The organism is Streptomyces javensis (assembly GCF_039525925.1).
GTDB lineage: Bacteria > Actinomycetota > Actinomycetes > Streptomycetales > Streptomycetaceae > Streptomyces > Streptomyces asiaticus.
Genome location: NZ_BAAAIF010000013.1, coordinates 62,048 through 85,202 on the forward strand (window position 1 = coordinate 62,048; position 23,155 = coordinate 85,202).

At 67.0% G+C, this 23,155-nt stretch carries 26 protein-coding genes; 16 read left to right on the forward strand and 10 right to left on the reverse strand.

Features of this window, described 5'->3' with window-relative positions; translation table 11 throughout:
* Complete coding sequence (locus ABD329_RS14600; protein ID WP_344316440.1) at positions 1-351, reverse strand: SCO3933 family regulatory protein; 351 nt, start codon at positions 349-351, stop codon at positions 1-3.
* A gap of 184 nt (positions 352-535) precedes the next feature.
* Complete coding sequence (locus tag ABD329_RS14605; protein ID WP_262706249.1) at positions 536-1,321, reverse strand: GntR family transcriptional regulator; 786 nt, start codon at positions 1,319-1,321, stop codon at positions 536-538.
* Between the two features lie 111 nt (positions 1,322-1,432).
* Between ABD329_RS14605 and ABD329_RS14610 the strand changes: the two genes are divergently transcribed.
* The 6 genes from ABD329_RS14610 (at position 1,433) to ABD329_RS14635 (ending at position 6,666) form a co-directional block, all read left to right on the forward strand.
* Positions 1,433-1,840: an NUDIX hydrolase gene (locus ABD329_RS14610; RefSeq protein ID WP_344316441.1), complete on the forward strand. Its 408-nt coding sequence runs from the start codon at positions 1,433-1,435 to the stop codon at positions 1,838-1,840.
* A 44-nt stretch (positions 1,841-1,884) separates the two neighbouring features.
* Positions 1,885-2,313: an ATP-binding protein gene (locus ABD329_RS14615; RefSeq protein WP_344316443.1), complete on the forward strand. Its 429-nt coding sequence runs from the start codon at positions 1,885-1,887 to the stop codon at positions 2,311-2,313.
* On the forward strand, positions 2,307-2,720 hold the full coding sequence (locus ABD329_RS14620) for a hypothetical protein (RefSeq protein WP_344316444.1): 414 nt from the start codon (positions 2,307-2,309) through the stop codon (positions 2,718-2,720). The genes ABD329_RS14615 and ABD329_RS14620 overlap by 7 nt, the downstream gene beginning before the upstream one ends.
* Before the next feature lie 781 nt (positions 2,721-3,501).
* Positions 3,502-4,845 carry a class I SAM-dependent methyltransferase gene (locus ABD329_RS14625; RefSeq protein ID WP_344316445.1) on the forward strand — a complete coding sequence of 448 codons (1,344 nt, stop codon included), beginning with the start codon at positions 3,502-3,504 and terminating at the stop codon, positions 4,843-4,845.
* Positions 4,838-5,983: a DUF262 domain-containing protein gene (locus ABD329_RS14630; protein ID WP_198279166.1), complete on the forward strand. Its 1,146-nt coding sequence runs from the start codon at positions 4,838-4,840 to the stop codon at positions 5,981-5,983. Before ABD329_RS14625 ends, ABD329_RS14630 begins: the two co-directional genes overlap by 8 nt.
* The gene (locus ABD329_RS14635; protein WP_198279165.1) at positions 5,980-6,666 is read left to right on the forward strand and encodes an MAE_28990/MAE_18760 family HEPN-like nuclease; all 687 of its coding nucleotides are present in this window, start codon (positions 5,980-5,982) and stop codon (positions 6,664-6,666) included. Before ABD329_RS14630 ends, ABD329_RS14635 begins: the two co-directional genes overlap by 4 nt.
* 548 nt (positions 6,667-7,214) lie before the next feature.
* Here ABD329_RS14635 and ABD329_RS14640 read toward each other — a convergent pair.
* Complete coding sequence (locus ABD329_RS14640; RefSeq protein WP_198279164.1) at positions 7,215-7,658, reverse strand: PIN domain-containing protein; 444 nt, start codon at positions 7,656-7,658, stop codon at positions 7,215-7,217.
* Positions 7,655-7,915 (reverse strand): ribbon-helix-helix domain-containing protein, encoded by a 261-nt coding sequence (locus ABD329_RS14645; RefSeq protein ID WP_198279163.1) that lies wholly within the window; start codon positions 7,913-7,915, stop codon positions 7,655-7,657. Before ABD329_RS14645 ends, ABD329_RS14640 begins: the two co-directional genes overlap by 4 nt.
* A 409-nt stretch (positions 7,916-8,324) precedes the next feature.
* On the opposite strand from ABD329_RS14645, the gene ABD329_RS14650 reads away from it, so the two are divergent.
* Positions 8,325-8,594 carry a hypothetical protein gene (locus ABD329_RS14650; protein WP_198279162.1) on the forward strand — a complete coding sequence of 90 codons (270 nt, stop codon included), beginning with the start codon at positions 8,325-8,327 and terminating at the stop codon, positions 8,592-8,594.
* Between the two features lie 211 nt (positions 8,595-8,805).
* Here the strand turns inward: ABD329_RS14650 and ABD329_RS14655 are convergent, their stop codons facing one another.
* Positions 8,806-9,294 carry a DUF6653 family protein gene (locus tag ABD329_RS14655; RefSeq protein WP_198279161.1) on the reverse strand — a complete coding sequence of 163 codons (489 nt, stop codon included), beginning with the start codon at positions 9,292-9,294 and terminating at the stop codon, positions 8,806-8,808.
* A 139-nt stretch (positions 9,295-9,433) separates the two neighbouring features.
* Here ABD329_RS14655 and ABD329_RS14660 point away from each other — a divergent pair, with 139 nt between their 5' ends.
* Positions 9,434-9,913 carry a GbsR/MarR family transcriptional regulator gene (locus ABD329_RS14660; RefSeq protein ID WP_214665234.1) on the forward strand — a complete coding sequence of 160 codons (480 nt, stop codon included), beginning with the start codon at positions 9,434-9,436 and terminating at the stop codon, positions 9,911-9,913.
* A 327-nt stretch (positions 9,914-10,240) separates the two neighbouring features.
* Here the strand turns inward: ABD329_RS14660 and ABD329_RS14665 are convergent, their stop codons facing one another.
* Positions 10,241-10,507, reverse strand: a complete 267-nt coding sequence (locus tag ABD329_RS14665) for a hypothetical protein (protein WP_246618730.1) — start codon at positions 10,505-10,507, stop codon at positions 10,241-10,243.
* 264 nt (positions 10,508-10,771) lie between these two features.
* The gene (locus ABD329_RS14670) at positions 10,772-11,533 is read right to left on the reverse strand and encodes a helix-turn-helix domain-containing protein (RefSeq protein ID WP_198279159.1); all 762 of its coding nucleotides are present in this window, start codon (positions 11,531-11,533) and stop codon (positions 10,772-10,774) included.
* A 222-nt stretch (positions 11,534-11,755) separates the two neighbouring features.
* Here ABD329_RS14670 and ABD329_RS14675 point away from each other — a divergent pair, with 222 nt between their 5' ends.
* The 3 genes from ABD329_RS14675 to ABD329_RS14685 are packed head-to-tail and all read left to right on the forward strand — an operon-like array spanning position 11,756 to position 14,212.
* Positions 11,756-12,418: a DUF4097 family beta strand repeat-containing protein gene (locus ABD329_RS14675; RefSeq protein WP_198279158.1), complete on the forward strand. Its 663-nt coding sequence runs from the start codon at positions 11,756-11,758 to the stop codon at positions 12,416-12,418.
* A 43-nt stretch (positions 12,419-12,461) separates the two neighbouring features.
* Positions 12,462-13,424, forward strand: a complete 963-nt coding sequence (locus ABD329_RS14680; RefSeq protein ID WP_198279157.1) for an ATP-binding cassette domain-containing protein — start codon at positions 12,462-12,464, stop codon at positions 13,422-13,424.
* The gene (locus ABD329_RS14685; protein WP_198279156.1) at positions 13,421-14,212 is read left to right on the forward strand and encodes an ABC transporter permease; all 792 of its coding nucleotides are present in this window, start codon (positions 13,421-13,423) and stop codon (positions 14,210-14,212) included. Before ABD329_RS14680 ends, ABD329_RS14685 begins: the two co-directional genes overlap by 4 nt.
* 497 nt (positions 14,213-14,709) lie before the next feature.
* On the opposite strand, the gene ABD329_RS14690 is transcribed toward ABD329_RS14685, so the two are convergent.
* The 3 genes from ABD329_RS14690 to ABD329_RS14700 all read right to left on the reverse strand — a co-directional run bounded on the left by ABD329_RS14690 (position 14,710) and on the right by ABD329_RS14700 (position 16,981).
* Positions 14,710-15,711, reverse strand: a complete 1,002-nt coding sequence (locus ABD329_RS14690; protein WP_198278832.1) for an acyl-CoA desaturase — start codon at positions 15,709-15,711, stop codon at positions 14,710-14,712.
* 73 nt (positions 15,712-15,784) lie between these two features.
* Positions 15,785-16,189 carry an MmyB family transcriptional regulator gene (locus ABD329_RS48215; protein ID WP_425574332.1) on the reverse strand — a complete coding sequence of 135 codons (405 nt, stop codon included), beginning with the start codon at positions 16,187-16,189 and terminating at the stop codon, positions 15,785-15,787.
* Between the two features lie 45 nt (positions 16,190-16,234).
* On the reverse strand, positions 16,235-16,981 hold the full coding sequence (locus ABD329_RS14700) for a hypothetical protein (RefSeq protein ID WP_198278831.1): 747 nt from the start codon (positions 16,979-16,981) through the stop codon (positions 16,235-16,237).
* Between the two features lie 353 nt (positions 16,982-17,334).
* Here ABD329_RS14700 and ABD329_RS14705 point away from each other — a divergent pair, with 353 nt between their 5' ends.
* The 5 genes from ABD329_RS14705 (at position 17,335) to ABD329_RS14725 (ending at position 23,049) form a co-directional block, all read left to right on the forward strand.
* Positions 17,335-18,021: a DUF4232 domain-containing protein gene (locus ABD329_RS14705; RefSeq protein ID WP_198278830.1), complete on the forward strand. Its 687-nt coding sequence runs from the start codon at positions 17,335-17,337 to the stop codon at positions 18,019-18,021.
* 72 nt (positions 18,022-18,093) lie between these two features.
* Positions 18,094-18,840, forward strand: coding sequence for an FG-GAP repeat domain-containing protein (locus ABD329_RS14710; RefSeq protein ID WP_198278829.1), 747 nt, complete (start codon positions 18,094-18,096; stop codon positions 18,838-18,840).
* A gap of 152 nt (positions 18,841-18,992) precedes the next feature.
* Positions 18,993-21,191, forward strand: a complete 2,199-nt coding sequence (locus tag ABD329_RS14715) for an MMPL family transporter (RefSeq protein WP_198278828.1) — start codon at positions 18,993-18,995, stop codon at positions 21,189-21,191.
* A gap of 5 nt (positions 21,192-21,196) precedes the next feature.
* Positions 21,197-22,396 carry a sensor histidine kinase gene (locus ABD329_RS14720; protein ID WP_198278827.1) on the forward strand — a complete coding sequence of 400 codons (1,200 nt, stop codon included), beginning with the start codon at positions 21,197-21,199 and terminating at the stop codon, positions 22,394-22,396.
* 14 nt (positions 22,397-22,410) lie between these two features.
* Positions 22,411-23,049, forward strand: coding sequence for a response regulator (locus ABD329_RS14725; RefSeq protein ID WP_198278834.1), 639 nt, complete (start codon positions 22,411-22,413; stop codon positions 23,047-23,049).
* Positions 23,050-23,155: the final 106 nt, after the last annotated feature.

Genomic DNA, 23,155 nt, shown 5'->3' on the forward strand with positions numbered 1-23,155 from the left:
TCAGGCCCCCGCACCGACCGATATGGCGGCCGGGGCGATGGCCTCGGCCCGGAAGGCGATCCCGTGACGCTGCTGCCCGTTGAATACGGTGTCCCAGGGCCGGGCGATCAGCCCGATCAGCGTGACCGGCGAACCGAGCGCCAGCCCCTCCGTCACGCCGCTCTCCGGCACGGTGACCTGAAGCAGCGAGGACTCCCCGCCGTCGATGTAGACGACGCCAAGCCGCATCAACGTCTCACCGCTCTCGGCGTCCTTGGCGATCTCGCCAGTCTGCCGGTCCTTCACCTTCGGCTCCGGCGCCTCAGTCAGCAGGACAGTGGCACCGGAGGTCTCAACTCGGATGGAACGCAACTACTTCTCCTTCTCTCACGAACAACGTACCTAGTTGTGTAGATGAGTTGCGGTCTTCGAACCCGAACGGGCGGGAACGGGGACCACCATGCCACACAGCTTGCCCACTCGTCTATACGAGTATGCATCTTCGTGTGTACGAGTCAGAAGAGGCAGCCCGGGGCCACCACACCCCGGCCATGCGTCAGTTGGCGGGCAGTTGGTAGGCGAGGACATATGCGTCGGCGGCCATCACGGTGTCGCACACCTCCACCGCCCGCCCCTCGGCGTCGTAGGCGGTCCGGACGAGATGGATCACCGGCACTCCGGAGGCGAGCTGGAGCGTACGCACCTCGGCAGGCGAGGGCATCCGGGCCCGGATCTCCTCATCGAAGTGATCCAGGCGATGCCCCATCTCCTCCAGTCGGGCATAGATGCCGCCGGGGCCGGGGTTGGGCTGCGCGATAGGGGTGTTCCGCGCCAGGTCCAGCGGCAGATACGAGGTGGCGAACTCCACCGGCCGCCCATCCAGCAGATACCGCCGCCTCCGAGCCAGCACCTTACGAGGCGAACCCAGCCGAGCCGAGATGTCCGGCGACGGCCGCTCCTCCTTCACCTCAAGGTTGTCCACCTCCGGACGACTGCCCGCCGCCTCGGCCTCCACGGTGAAGGCCGCCTTCCCCTGATCCCGATGCCGCCGCGCGAACCGGTCCGAAGCCAGCCGCCGCACAGGCGGCCGGGGCCGCACGAAGACCCCCTTGCCATGCTCGGACACGGCCAGCCCCTCTTGCTGGAGCAGCGACAGAGCGTTGCGGACCGTCATCCGCGAGACACCGAAGTGATCGACCAGCTCAGTCTCCGACGGCAGCTTGTCACCCTCCCGGAAACGCCCCTTGTCGATCGCTTCCCGCAGCGCGTCAGCGATCTGCCGGAACACCGCCCGGTCGCTCGTCGGGTCCAATACACCCAGAACGGAAGTCAGAGAAGGCATGTGCACATACTCCTTTAGGTATCTAGACGAGCGGCTGACCGGGATTGCTACGGTGGAGAGCCTAGCCAGCCGAGAGGGCCGAGGAACGTGAGCACTGAGCGCCCACACTCCGTGAGCGTCGCCGGAGTCATCGTCGACGACGCGGGCCGTGCGCTGCTGATCAAGCGACGCGATAACGGTAAGTGGGAACCGCCCGGCGGCGTGCTCGAACGCGAGGAAACCATCCCCGATGCCCTGCAACGGGAAGTCCTCGAAGAGACCGGCATCAAGATCGCGCTTCCCGCGACCCTCACCGGCGTCTACAAGAATATGACCGGCCTGATCGTCTCCATGGTCTTCCGCTGCGAGGCCATCGACGGCACCCCGACCACCGGAGCGGAAACCCGCGCCTTGCGCTGGGCCACCCGCGACGAGATCACCGAGCTCGCCGACGAGGCGTACGCGATCCGCGTCCTGGACGCGCTCGACAACACATCCCCGCCGGCCGTCCGTGCCCACGACGGCGTACGACTCATCTAGCACGCACCCACGACCCATAGCCCTACCAGCACGAAGGAACTTGTATGGACGAGTATATGAGTGCTCCGCGAGTTTGGGGCCTGATGTGCCCAGGATCCCGAGAAGAAGTCACCCGCGCCCGCCGCTGGACCCGCGACATCCTCAGCAACCACCCCTGCGCCGACGACGCCGAACTGATCGTGAGCGAACTCGGCAGCAACGCCCTCACCCACACCGCAAGCGGCAGCTCTTACGGCACCTTCCAGCTCACGCTGTCGCTCTCACCCCGCACCGTCGCGATCTCCGTGACCGACGAGGGAGGCCACCCCGAAGAAGTCAGCCCTACGGAGGCCGACGCAGACGACACCCACGGCCGCGGATTAACCATCGTCATGGCACTCGCCCGCCGCCTGGACATCACCGGCGGCCAGTACGGCCGCACCGTCACCGCCCAGCTCGTAGCACCCGAGCAGGCAGGAGTCACCACATGCTGAGGCCCCTGCTGCGCCCCGGCTACTGGTGCGAGTGCTGGAGCCGTTCACCAGCCACAGGACCCCGCTCGGTCCTGCTCGCCTCCATCGAAACCGACAGCCCGAGCGAGGCCACCCGATGGATCCGCATCACCGTGCGAACCATCGCCTCAGCGCTCGACCGGGAAGCAGCCCACGAGGCATGGGACTGGATCACGTACGGCTACAAGGAAGCCGAAGACGCCCTCACCAAGGGAGAAGCAGCCACGTTCGCCCTCACCCAACAAGACACCCACATCGAATGGATCCTCCGACCGGTCACCTTCCTACCCCTCGCCCACCGCGAATCCCGACGCCTCCCGGCATGCGCCGAACAGTTCACATGCCCCACCACACACAAGATCGCCCGACACCAGCCCAACAGCCACTGAGTTACAACCTTCTCTACAGGTTCAAGGCGGCTCGCTCCGCTCCCCGCGCGCGGCCCGGCCCCCGGCCGGGCCTGCGCTCCTGTCTCCGCCCCGCTCCAGCCCGACCGCCGCCCGTGCCGCGCACACAGCAATCAGCCGCTTGCCCTTAGAGATTGATGCCTCCGGCGGGGGCGCTCAGGCTCCGGGATGGACGGGGCGCCATACGCGAGTGCCAGTCATCGGTGGCGTGCGCGGGGAGCTCCCCTCCCGTCTGCCGTCGACCCAGGCAGAGCCGAGCAGACGCGGCCCCTGGCGTCCAGGTCGTTCGTACAGTGGCGCGCTCCACCTGGACGCCAGGAACCACGCCCGCTCCACGGTGTGTGGGTCGACGGCAGACGGGATGGGAGCCGGGGTGGAGTGTGGTTAGGGGGGCGGTGAAGGCGGAGGCGGGGGGCAGGAGCAAGCATGCCAGATCCAGCGGAGAACCACGGGGAACAGCGGACCACTACGGGAAGTCGAACCGCTCCCCACCCAAGTGGCGAACACGCAGGTGAGTCCCCAGTTCGGCCTAGGCGCTCCTAAAGCGGGTGTCGCAGGTTCAAAGGCTGCCCGAGTCGCGGGAAGCTTACGGTCCCCGATCTCTCGCCCCATGGCAGCTCCCGCCCAAGGCCGCTCTGCCAACCTACGCCGCGGCTTGCCGGACCGCACTCGCTGGTCGACTGGGCTCCGCAGGCCCCATAGCATGGTCTGCTCGTGGCAGTTACGGCGCATGGAGACCAGCTAGGCGACCACAAACAGCCGTGTGACCACGAACGCGAGCGCACCAACCCAAGTGACAGAGAGAAGGACAGTGGACGTCCCCGGCCGGAGCCCTATCCTCAGCGCCCTTCAGGAAGCCCTACCCCTTCCTGTGCACGACGGAGGAAATGGCAACGGGGCCCGACGCGTCCTTTCCCCTAAACGGCCGGCGGTCGAGACGGCAGGGCTAGCCGACGCTTTCCCATATTACGCTGGGTTCTCGTTCGATTGGGCTACAAGCTGCATCAGCAATACGCAACTTAAAGGCGTCCTGACGGTGTTGGATCCGTGGAACGGCAGCGGAACGACAACACTCGCGGCGAACACCCTAGGGCACAGCGTTGTCGGCCTGGACCGCAATCCCGTTGCAAGCGTCGTCGCACAGCTTCGATGCAAGGTTCCAATGAATGTTGAACCTATTAGATTTTCATCTCTGCGTATCCGTGCCTCAGCTCGTACTCAGAACGATCCATTGAACTACTGGTTCGACGATATCACCACAGCGCGCATTCGGGCGTGGACTTCTCACCTAGAGCACGCTAGCCCCTCGAACCGCACAATGGGCCTCGTAGCTGCATTCCGGGCTGTCCGCTCACTAACGAAATACTTCGAAGGCAGCAACCCGACGTGGGTAAAGCGAGCTAGCGAGAATGAAGAGCGACTTTGCTTCACCCATTCGGAAATTGACGAGGCATTTTTTTCCGAGCAGGTTTTCCTCGCTAGTCGATTGAGCTCTGTTCCCAGGACGTCCGCTTCGGTTTCTCTCCTTACAGCTGACTCTGCGGCGCTTCCTCTGGCCACCAATTCGATTGACATCATAGTCACTTCACCTCCCTATCTGACCCGAATCGACTATGCCGTAGCTTATGCGCGAGAATTGGCAGTGCTGGGTATTGATGTCTTCTCCGAGAAGACGTTGAGAAAAGCACTGATGGGCACCACCTTGACTCGGCAGGCGTCGATGACACCGAGCCTCCTGGGACCCATGGCTGAGGCCCTGCTGAGTGACATCAGTCAACATGAAAGCAAGGCATCGTCGAGCTACTACATGAAGCAAGCTAAACAGTATCTGAACGATCTGAATTCTGGTCTGCGCGAATCTGCGCGAGTCTCCAAACCTGGTGCAGAAATGCATCTCGTTGTCCAGGACTCCTACTACAAGGACGTCCTGGTGCCGCTTGCTGAAATCTGCATCGAAGAGGCAAAAAGGTACGGCTGGGAATTGCAGGAGCATGAAATGTTCCCTGTTAAAAGATTGCTCACTACCCTCAACACATCGGCGCGAGCGTACAAGAAGGGCGATGTGTCGGAAAGCGTCATCACCTTCACGAGGCGGAAGCATGACTGACAAAGACTCGTCTTCGCCCGGCGAGATGATCGAGGCGGTGGATGAGAAAATCTCAGCCATCCGCACCCAAAGCTTGGACTTCTCCTTTAATGAGCTCGCAGACATGTATACGGACAATGAGCTCATCATTGACCCAGATTTTCAACGCATGTTCCGGTGGTCTGAAGGCGCTCAGGCACGGTTCATCGAGTCGCTGCTTCTTGAGCTGCCGATCCCGCCGATTTTTCTCATCGAGCGCGACGATCGGATCTACGAGCTAATCGACGGCCTCCAAAGATTCTCGTCCTACCTGCACTTCCGCGGACAGCTGAAGATCGACGGCAAGGTGCTCCCCCCACTGGTCTTGTCAGACTGCGACATTGTCGAAGAATTGAACGGTCACACTTACCGGGATCTTCCACGTGCGCTAGAAATCAAGCTTAAGCGAAGCTATGTCCGGGCTGAAATTCTCCGCAAAGAGAGCGACCCTCGGCTGCGCTATTACATGTTCAAGCGCCTGAACACGGGAGGCGAGCGACTGACTGAACAAGAGGTACGAAATGCCACCATCCGGCTACTTTCGAACGACTTCAATCAGTTCATTGTCGAACTTAGCGAGAACGAGAACTTCAAGGACTGCATCGAATCCGTAAATGATAATGCAATTCTTCGCAAGTTCGACCAAGAGCTCGTACTTCGCTTCTTCGCCCTGAAAAACAAGGGGGACGAGTACAAGCATGAGGTTGCGGACTTCCTGACAGAGTACATGGAAGCCGTGTCTGACGAGAGAGATCCAACCGAATTTCATTTCACCCGAGAGCGAGAAGTTTTCGAGAAGACATTTTTGGTAATCAAGCGGGTGTCGGATATTCTCGACTACGGATCCAAGATATTCGGAAGCTATGATCCGCGTAAGCACCAAGTGCGGGGGCAGTTTTCTGTTTTCCACTTCGAGGGTATCGCCATTGGGCTGCAAAGCGTGATTGATAGAGTGGATCCCGAAAACCCCGAACAGATGATTGAGCTTGCAGAGGTTGTCCGCACGGGAAAGGCTGACCCTGTATTTTTGCGAGCCACTGGCGGGGGGAAGAACGACCGGATTCCTTACCGAGCTAGGGTCCGTTACTTCGCCGATCGCTTCGCTGGAGCACTGAGTTGAATGTTGCGGAGCTTAGAGCCCAACTCGAGGAAGATCTTGCTTGGCGGCTCGACGAGCTGAGGCATCTGCGTAATAGACTGCTTGGGAGTGACATAGAATCAGAATGGTCTGCCTCGTCGATGCGGGCAATTCTCGTCATGCAGTATGCGCATCTTGAAGGTTTCACCCGTAACGCCTTCTCTCTGTACGTCTCAGTAGTTAATTCACGTAAGGTGAATGCGGTCCAACTGAAACCTCAACTCCTCGCGGCTGCGCTTGGACCCGAGTTTGATGCCCTTAGGAAGAACAAGGGTGAAAATGAGGATGAGGAAGAGGAAGAGGGGAAACTGACCCGGCGTGCTCGCAACCATGTGTCTTTCCTTCAGCGTCTCAACGAGTTGACGGCCGGCCATTTGGAGATCTCCGCCGAGACGGCCATATCAATGGAAATGAATCTTGGGCGCGATGTGCTGCGTCGATGCCTTTACATGCTAGCTATTCCTATGGATGAAGTCTCTCGAGCCCAGTACAGCTCTATCGAGTTCGTCAAGAATGCTCGCAATGATATCGCGCACGGAAGTCGCAAAGATCGGATATCTTCGGGAATGTTCAAGGCGCACACGGTAAAGTGCGAGCAGTTCATGAAGGACTTGACCCGCATCATCACATCTGCAACTTCCAGGCAGATATTTCTCGCTGAATAGCGGGTCTCCAATTCGATCCTCGCAGGCCGGGATGGTAGTTCGATCGAGGAGGCTCAGCGAGGAACTAGGGCCTGTACTGCTGCTGGCGCCGGGGGTGCCGTGCATGTAGCCCCCGCTCGTCGGCCACAACACTGACATCGCCGATGAAGATGCACACGATTTTTTCAGTTGTCAGCGGAGAAGAGCGTGCCAGATCCGTGCCAGATCGGTCGGTAAACCACGGTCAATCACAGACTTCAAGGACACCTGCCAGGCCCTTGCCAAGCCCCCGTTTCCCCAGGTCACAGTCGGTTTTCCGTCTGCCAGGCCCCGTGATTCCCAAGCTCAGAGCGCGGGTTCGATTCCCGTCACCCGCTCCATAGCGAAGGCCCAGGTCAGCGACCTGGGCCTTGTTCGTTGCCTGCTGTTGTCTGGACTGCGCTAAGCGTCTCGCGCCAGAAGCCCTCGCCTCTCCAACCGAGTGGACGCACCGACCCGGCACGGGTCGACAACTCCGCACGGAAGAAGGCGGACTGCCCTTCGAGGCCCTCCGCAGCGCGTGTGGGGCTTCAGAGGGGTAGATCGTCAGGCAGGACACGGAACGCCTTGTGATGGCCGAGGGGGCGTACGGCGCGGAAGTCTCGGCGGTCCAGGGTGAGGATCGCGTCGGTGTCGTAGTCGGCAGCCAGGGCGACGTTCACCACGTCGGTGAGATCCAGGTCGAGCGCCAGGTAGCGGGACCGGACGGTCTGGGCGATGCCGAGGTGCCCCTCGGTAATCTCCGGTACGGATACCCGGCCGCGGCGCATCCAGCCCCGGATGTCGTCGATCGCGCTCACCGCGGCCTCGTGGCCCAGTTCGCGGGTGGCTACGTGGTCAAGTTCAGCGAGCAGCAAAGGCGACATGACGAGCAGACCGGCAGCCATGATCGTCTCTTGAGCCGCTTCGTGCTCCGGGTGAGTGGAATCGAGCGCTGCCAGCAGGCCGGAGGTGTCAGCGATGACGACGATCACGCAGCAGTTCCTGAACCGGTTTCGCGCTGGGCAGCATCAGCAACGACATTACGCACCTCATCCTTGGTAAGAGTGCGCCCAGGCCCGGGGAAAGTGCGGGAGAACAACGGCTCGTCCCACACGCGATTGGCCATGGCAGCAAGATGGATGCCCTGCCGGATGATCTCGGCCTCACTGATGCCCCGACGCTTGGCGGCCTCCTTGATGATGGCGAGGTCTTCCGGGTCGGCATAGACATTGGTGCGCTTCATGGACATGTACCTAGAGTAACACATGTACCAAATTGATGTATGCCACTGATTCGATCTCCTCGACGTAACACGCCGGGCGCCCCATGTCGGCCGTGCCCGATGTGTGCCCGCTGGAGCGGCGAACCACGGTCAATCACGGTGTGAGGCCAGCCCGGACGTGACTCGGCACAGCACCCGTTCCAGCAGGTAAGAGCCGGTTGCGCGTCCGCCAGTCCCGGTGATTCCCAAGCTCAGAGCGCGGGTTCGATTCCCGTCACCCGCTCCAGGCAGAAGCCCCAGGCCAGCGGCCCATGGCTTGTTTGTTACCGCTCCCCTCCACGCCTCCCGTGCCCGTTGTGCCCTGTGTGAAGCCTTCGGCGCACTCCGTGGTCGAGGGCTATCGTGGCGGTAGAGACGGCCGAGAGGGAGAGCCGCGATGACCGCTGCCCGTGGCTACAGCGATCTGTACGGCATCATCGAGCGACTTGAGCCCGAGCAGGTCGAGGAGCTGCGTCGGCACGCCCTGCGCCTGGTGAAGACGCCCCCACCGAGCCGTTTCCGCGTCCTGGGAAGCTTCGACGGGCGGTCGGACCACCTCGGAGTCCGTGCCAAGGACATCGCTCGCGAGGAGTTCGGCGAGGCCGACGCTGATCGTTGCCACAGGCCCTATCGTCGCCCTGCTGAACCGGAACGATCCCGACCATAAGAGCTGTGCCGAGCTGAGCCCCCGACGCTGAGATCAATCTCATCGAAGCCGTGGCCGCGGAGGACCTCATCCAGGTACCCACCGGGGAAGCGCAGAGCGCGTGATCACCGCCTTGCCGACAGGAGCCCGCCAATGACACGTGGGGACAGCCGGTGGCCCTCGTCAGCCGTACGTGCGAACGGCCCGTCGGCCTTGAGGGCGCGGAGTTGCTTCAGATCGCGTCATCCGGGGACTGCTCACGCAGGTGCTGCTGGAACAGCAGGCCGTAGCGATCGATCCGCCACAGCTGGGCGAACACGACCATGACGGTGCCCAAGGTGAGCGGCCACATGCTCAAGGCCACCAGCCCCCAGGCGATCAACACGAAGCCGACGAGGCCAGATGCGATCAGCCAGTTGAGGGTCGTCTTGTGCTCGGCGGGAACCTTGCCGTCGACGTGCAGCCGCTCACCGTAGATCCCCCTGGCCGCCCAGCCGGTGGGCTCCACCGGCTCGAACAGCCGCACGTTGAGCCAGAGCCAGGCAACCACCGCGACGACGGCGGCCAGACACCACCAGCCGAGCCATTGCCGACTCCACACAGCCAGCTCGAAGGCCGGGATGGCGGCGAAACGAGTCCACACGCTCCACGGGTTGGCGTGCCTCTTCCAGGTCTCGCCGGACATCCCGTGGACGGCGGCTGCGGCATTCTTGCCGGTCACGTGCGGGTCCTTTCCGCTCAGCGCTTTCGGCGCGCTTCGGGGCGCGACCGTCGGACCGCGCTCATGGCCGCGACTATATGGAGATTTCAGAGAACTGTGAACACTCTGAGCACGAGGAGGTGTCGGTTAGGGTGTGAGCATGGGCGACGACGAGCAGCTGCGGGACATCGCGGAGAAGTTGGCGCTGATCCTCGCGCAAGGCGGGATGCAGAAGACCACCGCACGGGTGATGACCTCCCTGCTGTTCAGTCAGCAGGAGACGATGACCGCCACCGACCTGTGCGAGAAGCTACGGGTCAGCTCCGGCGCGGTATCCGGCGCGGTGAAGCAGCTCACCCAGAGCGGCCTGTTGGAGCGGGTCCCGGCTCCGGGCAGCCGCCGGGACCATTACCGCTTCCCGGACGGCGCCTGGACTCGGCTGATGTCGCAGCAGAACCAGATGCTGGCCACCATGGGCGAAGTCGCCGAGCAGGGCCTTACGGCAGCCGGCGACTCTTCCACGCCGGCTGGGCGGCGGCTGGCAGAGATGGGGGACTTCTACACGTTCATGCTGCGTGAGCTGCCCCCGCTGATCGACCGGTGGCGCACGGACTTCACAGCGCGTCGAGAAGCCGACTGAACACCCGCTGAGGCCGAGAACGCCTACTCACAATCCGCTGTTCGTTTCCCCCCTCATCAACGCTGCCACCATCGTGACGATCGTCTCCGGGGCACTGCCCGGGCCAACCGGTGCCGCCCGGGACGGTCGCCGACGCCGAGCCTCCACCTGTGTCGTGAATGTTCCCGGTGAACGCGCCGCCAGCGCGGTGGCCAGCGGCAGGCTGGTGGCCGCATTGAAGTTGGTACTGGGGACCACCACCACATGGGGTGTCATGGTTCTGTGGGACACCGACCACGGTGCGAGCCGCACTGCCTCAGACGACCGACGCTCCCCAACGGACCGGGCTCACCGCTTCCGGTCGCTCACGGCCGCTACCACCGTCACCGCAGTGCCGGCGAGGAGCGGCAGGGTCATCGCCGCGAAAGACCACGCGGGCACGTTCGCGCTGCCGATCGACCTGTCCGTCCAGGCGTCCACTCCATCGACCCCGATGTGCTTTGGTATCCGCCCCGGTAGGTCTGGGTAGCGGAACATGCCCCAAGTCGACAGCACGACGAGCAGGACGGCGTTGGGAAGCAACCACAGCCGGACAGAAGAGGAGAAGAGCACCATAAGGCCCATCATCTGATGGGAGCTTGAGGGTGGAAAGGCTGTCAGCACGGTGACGGCCTGCCGCCCGGAGCGCGGCAGGTCCGCCAACTCACGTGGCCCCCGTCCCCGGCATGGCAGCGACTCGGCACGCTCACGAGCGTCACCTCGCAGTGCGTCACCGCCAGCTCCAGTCTCCGCGGCACCACCCAGCGCCCCATGCGCTCGACCGTGCCGCTGTGGGCCTGTTCGATCCGGACTACGTCCTTGACCTCTGCCCCAGCCCCGCTATCCGCGGTCCGGGCTTGGTGCGGCAGGGCTGTCCGGGACCGGCGGTTCGGCGTTCATGTGGAGGATGTCGCGGGCCTGTTCCGTGGCGCGGGCGAGGCTTTCGGCGACGAAGTCGAGGAAGCGGGCGACGTTCTCCAGGCGGACGGCGGCCGGGGTGCCGGGGCCGAGGATGCCGACGCCCTGGCGTGAGATCTCGACCTGCTGGTTGAGGGCGCGGACGCTGGCGGCCATCGACTGGTACCAGAGGTCGTCGTCGATGACGTAGCGCTCCCGGCGGCGTTCGTCGCGCTCCCTGCGGACGAGGGACTGGCTCTCCAGGAAGGCGACCGATTTGGAGATGGACGCCGGGCTGACCTGAAGGCGCTGGACCAGTTCAGCGGCGGTCATGCTGCCGGAGTCGGCGGTGAGGAGGCAGACCATCACCCGCGCCATCATCTTGTTGGACAGGCCCGATTGCATCAAGACGGTGGTGAACCGCTCTTCGTACTCGGCCACGGCCTCGGGGTCGCGACCATGCGGCAGGGCGGCCGGCTCCGCTCCCCGGGACGAGGCGGGCTTGCGCCGGTGGGCGCGGCGTTCGGTGGCGCGGTGGGCCAGGTCCGCGCGGTAGCCGGTGGGGCCGCCGTTGCGCATCACCTCACGCGTGACCGTCGAGGTCGGACGCTCCAGGCGGCGGGCGATCTCGGCGTAGGGGAGGTTGTCGGCCAGTCCCAGCGCGATCTGCTGACGGTCCTTCTGGGTGAGCCTGCCGCCCGGCATCGCGTCCTCCTTCGTGTCGTCCGATGCCCCAGCATAGCGTTCACGCGCATTCCATTGCAACGCACGGGCAGGCTCAAGTTGCATTACATTCAGAGCCATCGCAACGATTACGAGCTCTCTACCTGCTACTACGCAGTTTTTATGCAACGCACTCGTTGCCAACTTCATGAACGCAACGTAGCTTTTCCAATGTCGGAAACAACGAGTCGCAAGGAGAGCACGATGCCGAAGTTCGAGACCCCCGCCCCGATCACCGCCGTCCTGGACATCCCCGCGGGACGCGTCCAGATCATCGCCGCCGACCGCACCGACACCGCCGTCGAGGTCCGGCCCACCAACGCCTCGAAGGGCCGCGATGTGAAGGCCGCGGAGCAGACCACCGTCGGGTACGCCGACGGAGCCCTGCGGATCGGGGTCCCGGTGAAGAACCAGCACCTCGGCCCCTCCGGATCCGTCGAGGTGACCGTCCAACTGCCCGCCGGTTCCCGCATCGAGGCGAAGGCGGCGAGCACCGAGTTCCGGGCCGTCGGCCGCCTCGGCGACATCGCCTTCGACGGCGCGTACCGCCAGATCAAGATCGATGAGGCCGCGAGTGTCCGCCTCACCGCGGTCGACGGCGACGTCGAGGTCGGCCGGCTCCACGGACTCGCGGAGATCAGCACCGCGAGGGGCGACATCCGGATCGCCGAGGCCGTGCGCGGCAAGGTCGTGCTGAGCACCCAGCAGGGCGACATCTCGGTCACTGCCGCCGCCGGCGTCTCGGCCTCCCTGGACGCCGGTACCTCCTACGGCCGCGTCAGCAACGGCCTAAAGAACGCGGGCACCGCCGAACTCGAGATCCACGCGACCACCTCCCAGGGCGACATCGCCGCCCGCAGCCTCTGACCTCGCAGCCTCCGATCCGCGGCTTCCAGAAGGAGCACCCCTCATGACCAGCTTGGCCATCGCGGCGAACGGGCTGCGCAAGTCCTACGGCGACAAGGTCGTCCTCGACGGCATCGACCTGGCGGTGCCGGCCGGCACGGTCTTCTCCCTGCTCGGCCCGAACGGCGCCGGCAAGACCACCGCCGTCAAGATCCTCTCCACCCTCATCAGCGCCGACGGCGGCGATCTGCACGTCGCAGGCCACGACCTCGCCGCCGACCCGCAGGCGGTGCGGGCCGCGATCGGTGTCACCGGGCAGTTCTCCGCCGTCGACGGGCTGATCACCGGCGAGGAGAACATGCTCCTCATGGCGGACCTGCACCATCTCTCCAAGCGCGAGGGGCGGCGGGTCGCCACCGAGCTGCTGGAGCGGTTCGACCTGGTCGAAGCCGCGAAAAAGCCCGCCGCCAGTTACTCCGGCGGCATGAAGCGCCGCCTGGACATCGCCATGACGCTGGTCGGCAGCCCGCGGATCATCTTCCTCGACGAGCCGACCACCGGTCTGGACCCGCGCAGCCGCCACACCATGTGGGGCATCATCCGCGCGTTGGTCGCCGACGGCGTCACCGTCTTCCTCACCACCCAGTACCTGGACGAGGCCGACGAACTCGCCGACCGCATCGCGGTGCTGAGCGACGGCAAGATCGCAGCCGAGGGCAGCGCCGACGAGCTGAAGCGGCTCGTCCCCGGCGGGCATGTACGGCTGCGCTTCGCCGACCCGGCCGCCTACCAGTCCGCCTCCGTCGCGCTGCGCGAGGTGACACGGGACGACGAGGCGCTGTCGCTTCAGATCCCCAGCGACGGCAGCCAGCGCGAACTGCGCTCCCTTCTCGACTGGCTGGACTCGGTCGGCGTCGAGGCCGACGAGCTGACCGTGCACACTCCCGACCTCGACGACGTGTTCTTCGCCCTGACCGGCTCCACCGTGCCCGCCCAGAACGACCAGCCCAAGGAGAACGTCCGATGAGCGCCCTCTCGCTTGCCGTCCGCGACTCGGCCACGATGCTGCGCCGCAACCTCCTGCACGCCCGCCGCTACCCGTCGCTGACCCTGAACCTGCTGCTCACACCGGTCATGCTGCTCCTGCTCTTCGTCTACCTCTTCGGCGACACGATGAGCGCGGGCATCGCCGGCAGCGGCGCCGACCGCTCCGACTACATCGCCTACGTCGTCCCCGGCATCCTGCTGATGACCATCGGTTCCACCGTCATCGGGGCCGCGGTGTCCGTCGCCACCGACATGTCCGAGGGGATCGTCGCCCGCTTCCGCACCATGGCCATCCACCGCGGATCCGTGCTCATCGGGCACGTCATCGGCAGCGTGATGCAGTCCATCGCCAGCGTGGCCCTCGTGGGCACCATCGCCGTGGCCATCGGCTTCCGCTCCACGGACGCCACCGCCCTGGAGTGGCTCGCGGCGTTCGGCCTGCTGGTGCTCTTCGCCCTGGCCCTCACCTGGATCGCGGTCGGGATGGGCATGGCCAGCCCGAACGCCGAAGCCGCCAGCAACAGCGCGATGCCGCTGATCCTCCTGCCCCTCATCTCCAGCGCCTTCATCCCGATCGACTCGATCCCGGGCTGGTTCCAGCCCATCGCCGAGTACCAGCCGTTCACCCCGGCCATCGAGACCCTGCGCGGTCTGCTGCTCGGCACCGAGATCGGCCACAACGGGTGGCTCGCCCTCGCCTGGTCCATCGGCCTGACCGCGCTCGGCTACCGCTGGTCGACGGCCTCGTTCAAGCGCGACCCGAAGTAACCGGCATGCGCCCGCGGGCCCTCCCGCACCTCGTCCCACCCGGGGCGGCGTCCACCGACACCATGTCGCGGACGCCGCCCCTTCGGCGTTCCCGCCATCGGCCGGGTGCCCTCTGAAGGGCCGTGAGGGGCATGCCACTGTGGGCCCGGAGAGGGCCCTGCCCACTCTGATGCGGCTGATTCTTTTCGACGACACGTTCGGCAACCCGAGCTGACCAGGAGCGCACCCTGGCCACCTCCCCCGATGTGGAGCCCCGCCCGGCGGAGGCCCCCCGCCCGGCGGAGGCCCCCACGGGAGGCCGTCTGCGGGCCTGGCTGCCGCAGGGCCTGTCCGGTATGGCCGAACAGCGACCCGGACCGCAAGTTGAGCCGGGCGAGCCGTGCGAACGGACTCCTCGAGTGGGTGCCGCGGGTGCGAATTCCGCCGGGGCACCCACGCGGGGACCGCGGCGACGCGTTGGCCGGGCGACGGCAGGGCGACGCGCTGTCCGGGCGGCGTCAGCCCGTGGACTTGCTCGGCGCGCCCGGTTCGGGCAGCAGTCGAGCGCTGAGGCGGTCCGAGCTCGGCCAGCGCACATCGTGGGCCCAGCGGAGCTTCTCGAACACCCAGATGAGGCGGGCCGACGGATCGAGCTGGCCCGGGAGCACGCCGTGGCGCGCCGCTGTGGGGTCGGCGTGATGGGAGTTGTGCCAGCTTTCGCCGAAGGACAGCACTGCGAGCGGCCAGAAGTTGGTGGCCTTGTCCCGGCTGGCGAAGGGGCGCCTGCCTGCGACGTGGCAGATCGAGTTCACCGACCAGGTGACATGGTGCAGTAGCGCCATCCGTATCAAGCCGGCCCAGAAGAACCCGGTCAGCGCGCCGGTCCAGGTACCGGTGACCAGCCCGCCGACGAGCGCCGGGGCCAGGAGCGAGACGGCGGTCAGCGGCCCGAAGAGTCGACTGATGAGCCGCAGATCGGGATCGCCGACGATGTCGGGCGCGAACCTGGCCCGGTTGCTCAGTTCGCGCTTCAGCATCCACCCGATGTGCGCGTGGAGGAGTCCCTTGAGCAGCGCGCGTGTGTCGGTCCCGTAGCGCCAGGGCGAGTGCGGGTCGCCCTCGCGGTCGGCGAAGGCGTGGTGGCGGCGGTGGTTCGCCACCCACTGGACCGGCGAGCCCTCGACCCCCAGCGAGCCCGCGACGGCCAAGGCGATGCGCAGGCCCCGTCGTGCCTTGAACGAGCGGTGCGTGAAGAGACGGTGGTAGCCGACCGTGAGGCCGAAGCCGGACACGAGGTAGGCGACCACGGCCATGCCGATGTCCAGCGCGGACAAGCCCCATCCCCATGCCAATGGCACCGCGATGATCAGGCAGATCATCGGGCCGACGACAAAGGTCCACATGGCGGCCGCCGCCGCGGCCGTCTGCGGGGCGTCGAGCAGCGGCTTGACTCCGGTCTCGGTATCGGCTTCATGTCCGGTGGCGGTCTGTTCGGTACGGTCGACGTCGCTCGGCTTCATCGGTTCCTCACCATCGCTCAAGCTTTTGGAGCCGGTGCCGGACCGACCTGGCTCGTCACGCGCCCGTGCGCTTTCAAGCGCTCGGCGGTCCGGGGCTCACGGTCGCACCGGGCGGCATCCGAGCAGGTCGTCGCTGATGTCCAGGGCATGAACGTCGCGGGACTGAATCACCGTCGGCTTCTGGCAGGAGCTTTGATCGTCGTCTGCTGTGGGCCGGGAACACCATCCGGGCGGTGTGGGGCCGCGTGGCGGCCTGATCCGGGCTGTCCGGGGCCAGGTGCCCGGCGAACAGCGCATGCCCGGTGCGGTTCCAGGCCAGGAGGTCCGAGCGCCGGCCGAGGACGACCACGGGTGAGTCCCCGAAGCGGGACCGTGCCCGCTGTCGGGACGCGAGCGGCGCGCCAGTCGCCCGTCTCGTCTTCTGCGGCTCGACGACAAGCCTGTGGCCATCTGCCTGGCCGGGCTCAGCCCGAAGCACCGCCGGCGCCCTGCTCCGGTCCGATCGCCGGCCCGAACGAACCGGCTAGTGCGAGACGTTGTCCCACGGGTCGCCCAGCCAGCTCTCGTGGCTCTCCTCCAGCGCGACCAGGGCGGCGATCAGCCGCTCGTCCCACCAGTCCGCGAGGAGGGACAGCTGGAACTCGTAGCCGCCGTCGTGCCAGTCCAGGACGGTCTCGCCGGCGATCCGCCACTTCGTACGCCGCGGTGTCCGCGCCGCGCCGCCGCCCCCCATGACGCTCAGGAATGCCAGGGCCAGCTGTACGGGCCAGATCAGCCACCACACGACCCACCAGAAAGGGTGCCCCTTGTGGCCCACGGCGGCCGGGCGGCCGGTCTGCCGTACGGTCCAGCGGGTCCTGACCCGCCCGCCCCGCGCGGCCGGTTCGCGGACGATCGAGCCGAGCGGCACCCCGGACTCGTCCACCACGTCGTAAGTCGCCGGGCGGCCCCTTGACGCCGTCCTGGTGACAACCGTCGCCAGCCTCCGTTCCCGGTGGGGGTCGGCCCACAGGACGATGGAGCGGCTGCCCCGCTTACGTGCCTTCTGGTACTCGTCCAGCCCGCCCGGGGGCAGCGGCCGCTCCGGGTAGGCGACGGTCCGTACGAGGTCGGTCCCGTCGGGCGCCTGGCGGCCCTCCCACATCCGTATCTCGCGGTACAAGGCGCCGTCCTCGTCCTCCGGTTCACTCCCCTCGCGCTCGTCCGCCGGGTGCCCGGACTGGAACCGCTCGCCCGAATCCCCCAGCCACATCTTTCGCTCATGCCCCATGAGACGCCTCGCCCTCGTACACAACAGCCGTAACGCGACGGCCGGGACTCTATCGGGCCCCGCGGACCCGACGGCCGGCACCACCGACCGTGCCGACCATACGGACGCCGCGTGAGCACACACCTTGAGACCGCCGTCCTGGATTCCCAGGGACCGTCCGCCTCGGTCGCCCTTGGGCCCTCTCACGGGTCAAGGTCGAATCCATCCGCGTCAGCGGTTGGTTAGCGGAGCGCTGTCAGCGGTTCGTTAGCGGAGCGCTAATGAAGCGGTAGCGGTCAGCGGCAGGGTGGGTGACACACCGAGCGAAACGTCGCCGGGCGCAGTACTCCGCTGATGACGAAGAGGGTCATTCCATGCTTATCAACCGCTCCCGGATCCGTACGATCGCCGGTGCAGGTCTGCTGGTGACGGCCGCGATGTTCGCCACCGCTTGCCAGAACTCGGACGACACGAGCAGTGGGTCCGGCGACTCGTCCGCCTCCGCCGAGGCCACGGCCAAGGCCACGAACGGCGCGGAGACCGGGAAGGACGGCGGCTCCGGCTCGTCGGGCGGGTCCTCCGGCGCGAAGGGCAAGGGGGGCCAGGACGGGTCCGGCGCGGACACCGGGAATGGTGAGCGGGACAAGGTCGGGCAGGCGTGCGGGGCCAATGACATCTCCTGGAGCACCAGGTCCGAGACGCAGGCCGGTGGGTACATCCTGGTGATCGCGAAGGCCAAGCCGGGGATCACCTGCACTCTGCCCGCCGCGCTTCCCACCGTGGCCTTCGGGTCGGATGGCACCCAGGCGGGTCCCGCCGAGCAGGCCGTCGGGCCCGCGATCACGCTGGGCAAGGGGACGACCGCCTACGCCGGGGTGAACCCGAAGACCACCAATGGAAACGGTGGCAAGGAGCTGGACAGCATCATCGTCGGGATCGGTGATGAGGACCCCAACCCGGTCTCCCTGCCGGTCGGCAACATCACCGTCGACGAGCCCATCGTCACCAACTGGCACACCTCCGCCTCGGATGCCGTTCCCTTCGGTGGAACGGACCAGTAGCCCATGGGGGTCGGCTCCATGCCGCTCTATGTCGCGGTTTTACCGCGGTAACACAACGTTAGGAGTTCGCATATGCTTCGCAAACGGTCACGTCTGATCGCCGCGCCGATCGCGGCTGTCGCCCTGACCCTGACCGTCGCCGGTTACCACGCCAGTGCGGCCGGGTCGTCGCCCTCGGGCGGCGCGGGACAGTCGGGGAAGGTCGCCAAGGCGGCGGGCCCGTGTCTGGCCGATGCCACGACGCTGGTCGGCGACCTCGACGGCGACGGCAACCCGGACAAGATCGCGAATCCTGGGCACACCGGCACCAGGATGACGATCCAGTGGGGCAACGCGGACGGGTCGTTCGGCGCGAAGCAGTCCGTCAGCGAACTCCTCGGCGCGAAGAAGGGGGAGGTCGCGACCGCCGCGGTCGCCGACTTCCAGAACGACGGTTCCCTGGACATGATCGTCAACATCGTCGAGCCGGCCGACGGGGACGACCCCTCGACGGCGCGCGTCGCGGAGTACCGCCCCGGCCCGCTCAAGCGGTCGAACCTCGGCTCCGCCGAGTCCCGGCACTCCGACATCGGCGACCACGGCGAGGTCCAGCAGCTCCGGATCGCCAACTACGGCGACGACCCGTACCCGGACCTCGCGATCCTCAACAACTCCGGTGACGGCCAGCTGGATCGGGACGTGCGCCTGTCGTACGCGGGCAGCGGCCCGGGCGACTTCGACTACGCGCTGAAGGAGAAGTACGGCGAGTTCGGGTCCACGGCCGAGCCGCCGGCCATGCCCGGCGACGGTTGGAAGCAGTTCTACGAGCCCTGCTCCTGATCCGCACCGCGACCGGACGCCGTCGATGCCTTGAGCATCGGCGGCGTCCACGTGCGGCCCCCGAGTGGCCGTGCCGTCCACCGATCGGTGGACGGGAAGTTCAACCGGGTACCTCTGTCGGCCAACTGCCCTGGTCAGCAAGGCTTTCGGGCATGAAATCACTCACTGTGCGCATGGCGCGCTGGAGCGCTCGGCACCCCTGGCGGGCCATCGTCGGCTGGCTGGTGTTCGTGGCGCTGTGCCTGGGGGTCGGCAGTGCCGTCGGGACCCACAGCGCGACGACGGCCGACTACCGGGTCGGCGAGGCGGGGCGGGCGGAGGCGATGGCCGCCGAGGGGGGTCTGGAGCGCCGGGCCGCCGAGCAGGTGCTGATCTCCGCCCGGTCGGGCGCCCTCGACCGGGACGCGGCCGAGGCCGCCGCCGGGGAGCTGACCGCCCGGATGGAGCGGCTGCCCGAGGTCGCGGGCGTCGCCGACCCGCTGCTGTCCGGGGATCGCCGGATCCTCATGGTCGAGGTGGCGCTGAAGGGCGAGGAGCGCGACGCGAAGGACAAGGTCGACGCGCTGGCCGGGCAGACGGACGCCGTGGCGAAGGCGTATCCGGGGCTGCGGCTGGAGGAGACCGGGAGCCCCTCCATCAGCAAGGGGGTCGACGAGCAGCGCGGCGACGACCTGGCGCTCTCCGAGAAGATCACGCTTCCCATCACCCTGATCACCCTGTTGGCCGTGTTCGGATCCGTGACCATGGCGGGGGTGCCGCTGCTGCTCGCGCTGTCGTCGATCGCGGCGGCCATCGGGCTCTCGATGGTGGCCTCGCACGTTTCGCCCGACGCGGGGGTCGGGACGAACGTCATCCTGATGATCGGCCTCGCGGTCGGCGTCGACTACACGCTCTTCTACCTCAAGCGGGAGCGCGAGGAACGCGCCCGCTCGGGCGGCCGGCTGAGCTCCGAGGCGCTGGTGGACCTGGCCTCGGCGACCTCGGGCCGGGCCGTCGTGCTCTCCGGGCTCGCGGTCGTGGCCTCCACCGCGACGCTGTATCTCGCCTCCGACGTCATCTTCTCCTCGCTGGCCACCGGCACGATCGTGGTCGTCCTGGTCGCGGTGGCCAGCTCGCTGACGGTGCTGCCCGCGATGCTCGTCACACTGGGAGAACGGGAGGAGCGCAGGGCGCGGCGGCGCGCCGAGCGCGGAAAGCCCGCGCGCCGGACGCGGGGCGACGGCGGTGGCCGCGTATGGGCCGCCCTGCTGCGGCCCGCGAGCCGGCACCCCCTGGCGACGCTGTGCGTTTCCGTTCTCGCCCTGCTCGCGCTCGCCGTCCCGTTGGCCGAGTTGAAGATCACGGAGATGAGCCGGGACACCCACTCCCGCGAGATCGCCGCCATGCGGGTGTACGACCGGCTCAACGCGGCGTTCCCGGACCAACGGGTCACCCACCAGGTCGTCGTGCGTGCCGACGCGTCGCGATCCGGCGAGGTCGGCGGCGCGCTGCGGGAGCTGGCCCGACGCGCCGACGCGGACCCGCTGTTCGGCGGCGCCTCGCGGGTGCGGACCTCCGCCGACCACCGGATCAGTGTGCTCGAGCTGAAGGTGCCGTACCTGGGCAACTCCGACCAGGCGTACGACTCCCTCGACCACCTGCGCGAGGACTACCTCCCCGCGACCGTCGGCCGCGTCGACGGGGCGCGGTTCGGCGTGAGCGGCGACGTCGCCCGGTACGCCGACTATCCCGCGCACCAGAACGGCAAACTCCCGCTGGTCCTCGGCGCGTTGCTACTGGTGACCTTCGCGATGACCGCGTACGCGTTCCGCTCGCTGGTGCTGGCGCTGATCGGGGTCCTGCTGAACGTCCTGTCCGCGGCGGCCGCGCTCGGTCTGCTCGTCCTGGTCTTCCAGGGGACCTGGGCCGAGGGGCCGCTGGACTTCCACTCCACGGGTTCGATCGGCTCGCGGGTACCGCTGTTCCTCTTCGTGATCCTCTTCGGGCTCTCGATGGACTACCAGGTGTTCGTGGTGAGCCGGATCAGGGAGGCCGTACTCGCGGGCGCGTCCACGAGGCAGGCCGTGCTGGACGGCATCCGGCGGTCCGCGAGCGTGGTGACGAGTGCGGCGGTGGTGATGACGACCGTCTTCGTGAGCTTCGTCTTCCTCCACATCATCGAGATGAAGCAGATCGGCTTCGTCCTCGCGGCGGCCGTGCTGCTCGACGCCTTCATCGTCCGGATCATGGTCCTTCCGTCGGCGATGCTGCTGCTCGGTGAGGCGAGCTGGTGGCCGTCGCGCGGGGCGGTGCGTAGGGCGGTGGCTTCGACGGACTCGTCCGACGGACGGCCGGCGGTCGACGTACGTTGATCGGTATGACCGCTCTCGCCACCCCCCTGGCCGACGCCTTCTGGGCCACGTCGCTGCGCCGGTGGAACGCCGTGTGCTGGGTCCTGTTCGCAGCGATGGCCGTCGGCCTGGTGACGACGGTCCCGGCCAGCGGGAGCAAGTACGAGGCGCTCGCGCTGCTCAGCTGCGTGGTGCTGTGCTACGCGGTGCTCGACCGCTTCCCGGGGAACCCCGTCGTACGGCCGCGGGTCTATCTCTCGGCGCTCGTGCTCGCGCTCGGCGGGCTGGCCTATCTGGGCAGCAGCTATGCGGCGCTGTTCATGGTGACGCTGCCGCACTACTGGATGTTCGGGCGCACACCGCGGGTCTCGATGGGGTTCCTCGGGCTGGCCACCGGTGCCACGCTGGCCGGGAGCCTGGTCCGGCAGGGCTGGACCGCGGAGTTCTTCGGCGAGACGATGGTGTCCACCCTGATCGTGGTCGCGGTGGGCGTGCTGATCGGGCTGTGGGCGCACTCGGTCGTCGCGCAGAGCAGTGAACGGGCGCGGCTGATCGAGGAGTTGGAGCGTACCCAGGCGCAGCTGTCCGAGGCCCACCAGCGGCAGGGCGCGGCGGACGAACGGGAACGCATCGCTCGGGACATCCACGACACGCTCGCGCAGGGCTTCGCGTCGATCATCGTGCTCGCGGAGGCGGCCCAGGCGGGCATCCACCACGACCCGGCGACCAGCGCCCAGCAACTGCGCTCGATCGAGTCCACCGCCAGGGAGAACCTCGCCGAGGCCCGGGAGTTGGTCGGCTCGGCGCGGCAGCCGGGCCCCGGTCAGGTGGCGGGCGGCTCGGTGGCGCAGACCCTGCGCCGTACGCTGGACCGCTTCGCGGAGGACACCGGGCTCGCGGTGGACGCCGACCTGGCGGACCTCGAGTGTGACCAGCAGACCCGTATCGCGCTGCTGCGCTGCACCCAGGAGTCCCTGGCCAATGTGCGCAAACACGCGCGCGCGTCCATGGTCGGCGTGGTGCTGGCCCGGCGCCCGCACGGAGTGGAGCTGGAGATCACCGACGATGGGACCGGGTTCCTGGTCGGGGAGTCGACGGGCTTCGGACTCGACGGTATGCGCAAGCGACTGGCGGAGCTGGGCGGGAGGCTCACGGTGACGAGTTCGGTGGGCGACGGGACGCGGATCCTGGCGATGATCCCCGTGGCGGGCGAGGTGGAGGCATGAGGCGGAGGCGGGACATGGGCGAGGGCGGTCTGCGGATCGTCGTGGTGGACGATCACACCGTGATGCGGGCCGGGGTGATCGCCCTGCTGGCCGCCGAGGACAGCATCGAGATCGTCGGCGAGGCGGGCGACGGACGCGCGGCGCTCGAACTCGTCGAGCGGTACGACCCCGACGTGGCCCTGGTCGACCTGCGGATGCCCGTACTTGACGGGGTGGCGACGACGACCGAGATCGTCGCCCGGTATCCGCGTACCCGGGTGCTGATCCTGACCACGTACGACACCGACACGGAGATCGAGCGCGGGGTGGAGGCCGGTGCCATCGGCTATCTGCTCAAGGACACCACCCGCGAGCAGCTGGTCGACGCCATCCACGCGGCGGCGCGGGGCGAGACGGTGCTCGCTCCCCGGGTCGCGGAGAAGCTGGTCGCGCGGATGCGGCGGCCCGCTCAGGACCCCCTGACCGAGCGCGAGACCGACGTCCTCAACGCCGTGGCGGACGGTCTCACCAACGCCGAGATCGGACGACGGCTCGTGATCGCCGAGGCCACGGTGAAGACGCATCTGCTCCGGCTGTTCGCCAAACTCGATGTGAACGACCGGACGAGGGCGGTGGTGGTGGCCATGGAGCGGGGGATCCTGGAGCGGCCTTAGGGGGTGGGGTGGCGCTGTCGGCGAGGTCGCCGCCGTCGCTCCCGTTACCGCCGACACCGGCGGCGTTCGGCGGGCACGCCCGGGATCCTGACTTACGGGCGGGTCT

Excerpts from the sequence above, each read along its gene's own strand:
- ABD329_RS14620 (WP_344316444.1), top strand. The coding sequence starts at position 2,307 with ATGCTGAGGCCCCTGCTGCGCCCCGGCTACTGGTGCGAGTGCTGGAGC.
- ABD329_RS14605 (WP_262706249.1), bottom strand. The coding sequence starts at position 1,321 with ATGCCTTCTCTGACTTCCGTTCTGGGTGTATTGGACCCGACGAGCGAC.
- ABD329_RS14630 (WP_198279166.1), top strand. The coding sequence starts at position 4,838 with ATGACTGACAAAGACTCGTCTTCGCCCGGCGAGATGATCGAGGCGGTG.
- ABD329_RS14720 (WP_198278827.1), top strand. The coding sequence starts at position 21,197 with ATGACCGCTCTCGCCACCCCCCTGGCCGACGCCTTCTGGGCCACGTCG.
- ABD329_RS14715 (WP_198278828.1), top strand. The coding sequence starts at position 18,993 with ATGAAATCACTCACTGTGCGCATGGCGCGCTGGAGCGCTCGGCACCCC.
- ABD329_RS14615 (WP_344316443.1), top strand. The coding sequence starts at position 1,885 with ATGGACGAGTATATGAGTGCTCCGCGAGTTTGGGGCCTGATGTGCCCA.
- ABD329_RS14700 (WP_198278831.1), bottom strand. The coding sequence starts at position 16,981 with ATGGGGCATGAGCGAAAGATGTGGCTGGGGGATTCGGGCGAGCGGTTC.
- ABD329_RS14660 (WP_214665234.1), top strand. The coding sequence starts at position 9,434 with ATGGGCGACGACGAGCAGCTGCGGGACATCGCGGAGAAGTTGGCGCTG.
- ABD329_RS14675 (WP_198279158.1), top strand. The coding sequence starts at position 11,756 with ATGCCGAAGTTCGAGACCCCCGCCCCGATCACCGCCGTCCTGGACATC.
- ABD329_RS14665 (WP_246618730.1), bottom strand. The coding sequence starts at position 10,507 with ATGGTGCTCTTCTCCTCTTCTGTCCGGCTGTGGTTGCTTCCCAACGCC.
- ABD329_RS14725 (WP_198278834.1), top strand. The coding sequence starts at position 22,411 with ATGGGCGAGGGCGGTCTGCGGATCGTCGTGGTGGACGATCACACCGTG.
- ABD329_RS14685 (WP_198279156.1), top strand. The coding sequence starts at position 13,421 with ATGAGCGCCCTCTCGCTTGCCGTCCGCGACTCGGCCACGATGCTGCGC.
- ABD329_RS14705 (WP_198278830.1), top strand. The coding sequence starts at position 17,335 with ATGCTTATCAACCGCTCCCGGATCCGTACGATCGCCGGTGCAGGTCTG.
- ABD329_RS14680 (WP_198279157.1), top strand. The coding sequence starts at position 12,462 with ATGACCAGCTTGGCCATCGCGGCGAACGGGCTGCGCAAGTCCTACGGC.
- ABD329_RS14690 (WP_198278832.1), bottom strand. The coding sequence starts at position 15,711 with ATGAAGCCGAGCGACGTCGACCGTACCGAACAGACCGCCACCGGACAT.
- ABD329_RS14670 (WP_198279159.1), bottom strand. The coding sequence starts at position 11,533 with ATGCCGGGCGGCAGGCTCACCCAGAAGGACCGTCAGCAGATCGCGCTG.
- ABD329_RS14645 (WP_198279163.1), bottom strand. The coding sequence starts at position 7,915 with ATGTCCATGAAGCGCACCAATGTCTATGCCGACCCGGAAGACCTCGCC.
- ABD329_RS14650 (WP_198279162.1), top strand. The coding sequence starts at position 8,325 with ATGACCGCTGCCCGTGGCTACAGCGATCTGTACGGCATCATCGAGCGA.
- ABD329_RS14710 (WP_198278829.1), top strand. The coding sequence starts at position 18,094 with ATGCTTCGCAAACGGTCACGTCTGATCGCCGCGCCGATCGCGGCTGTC.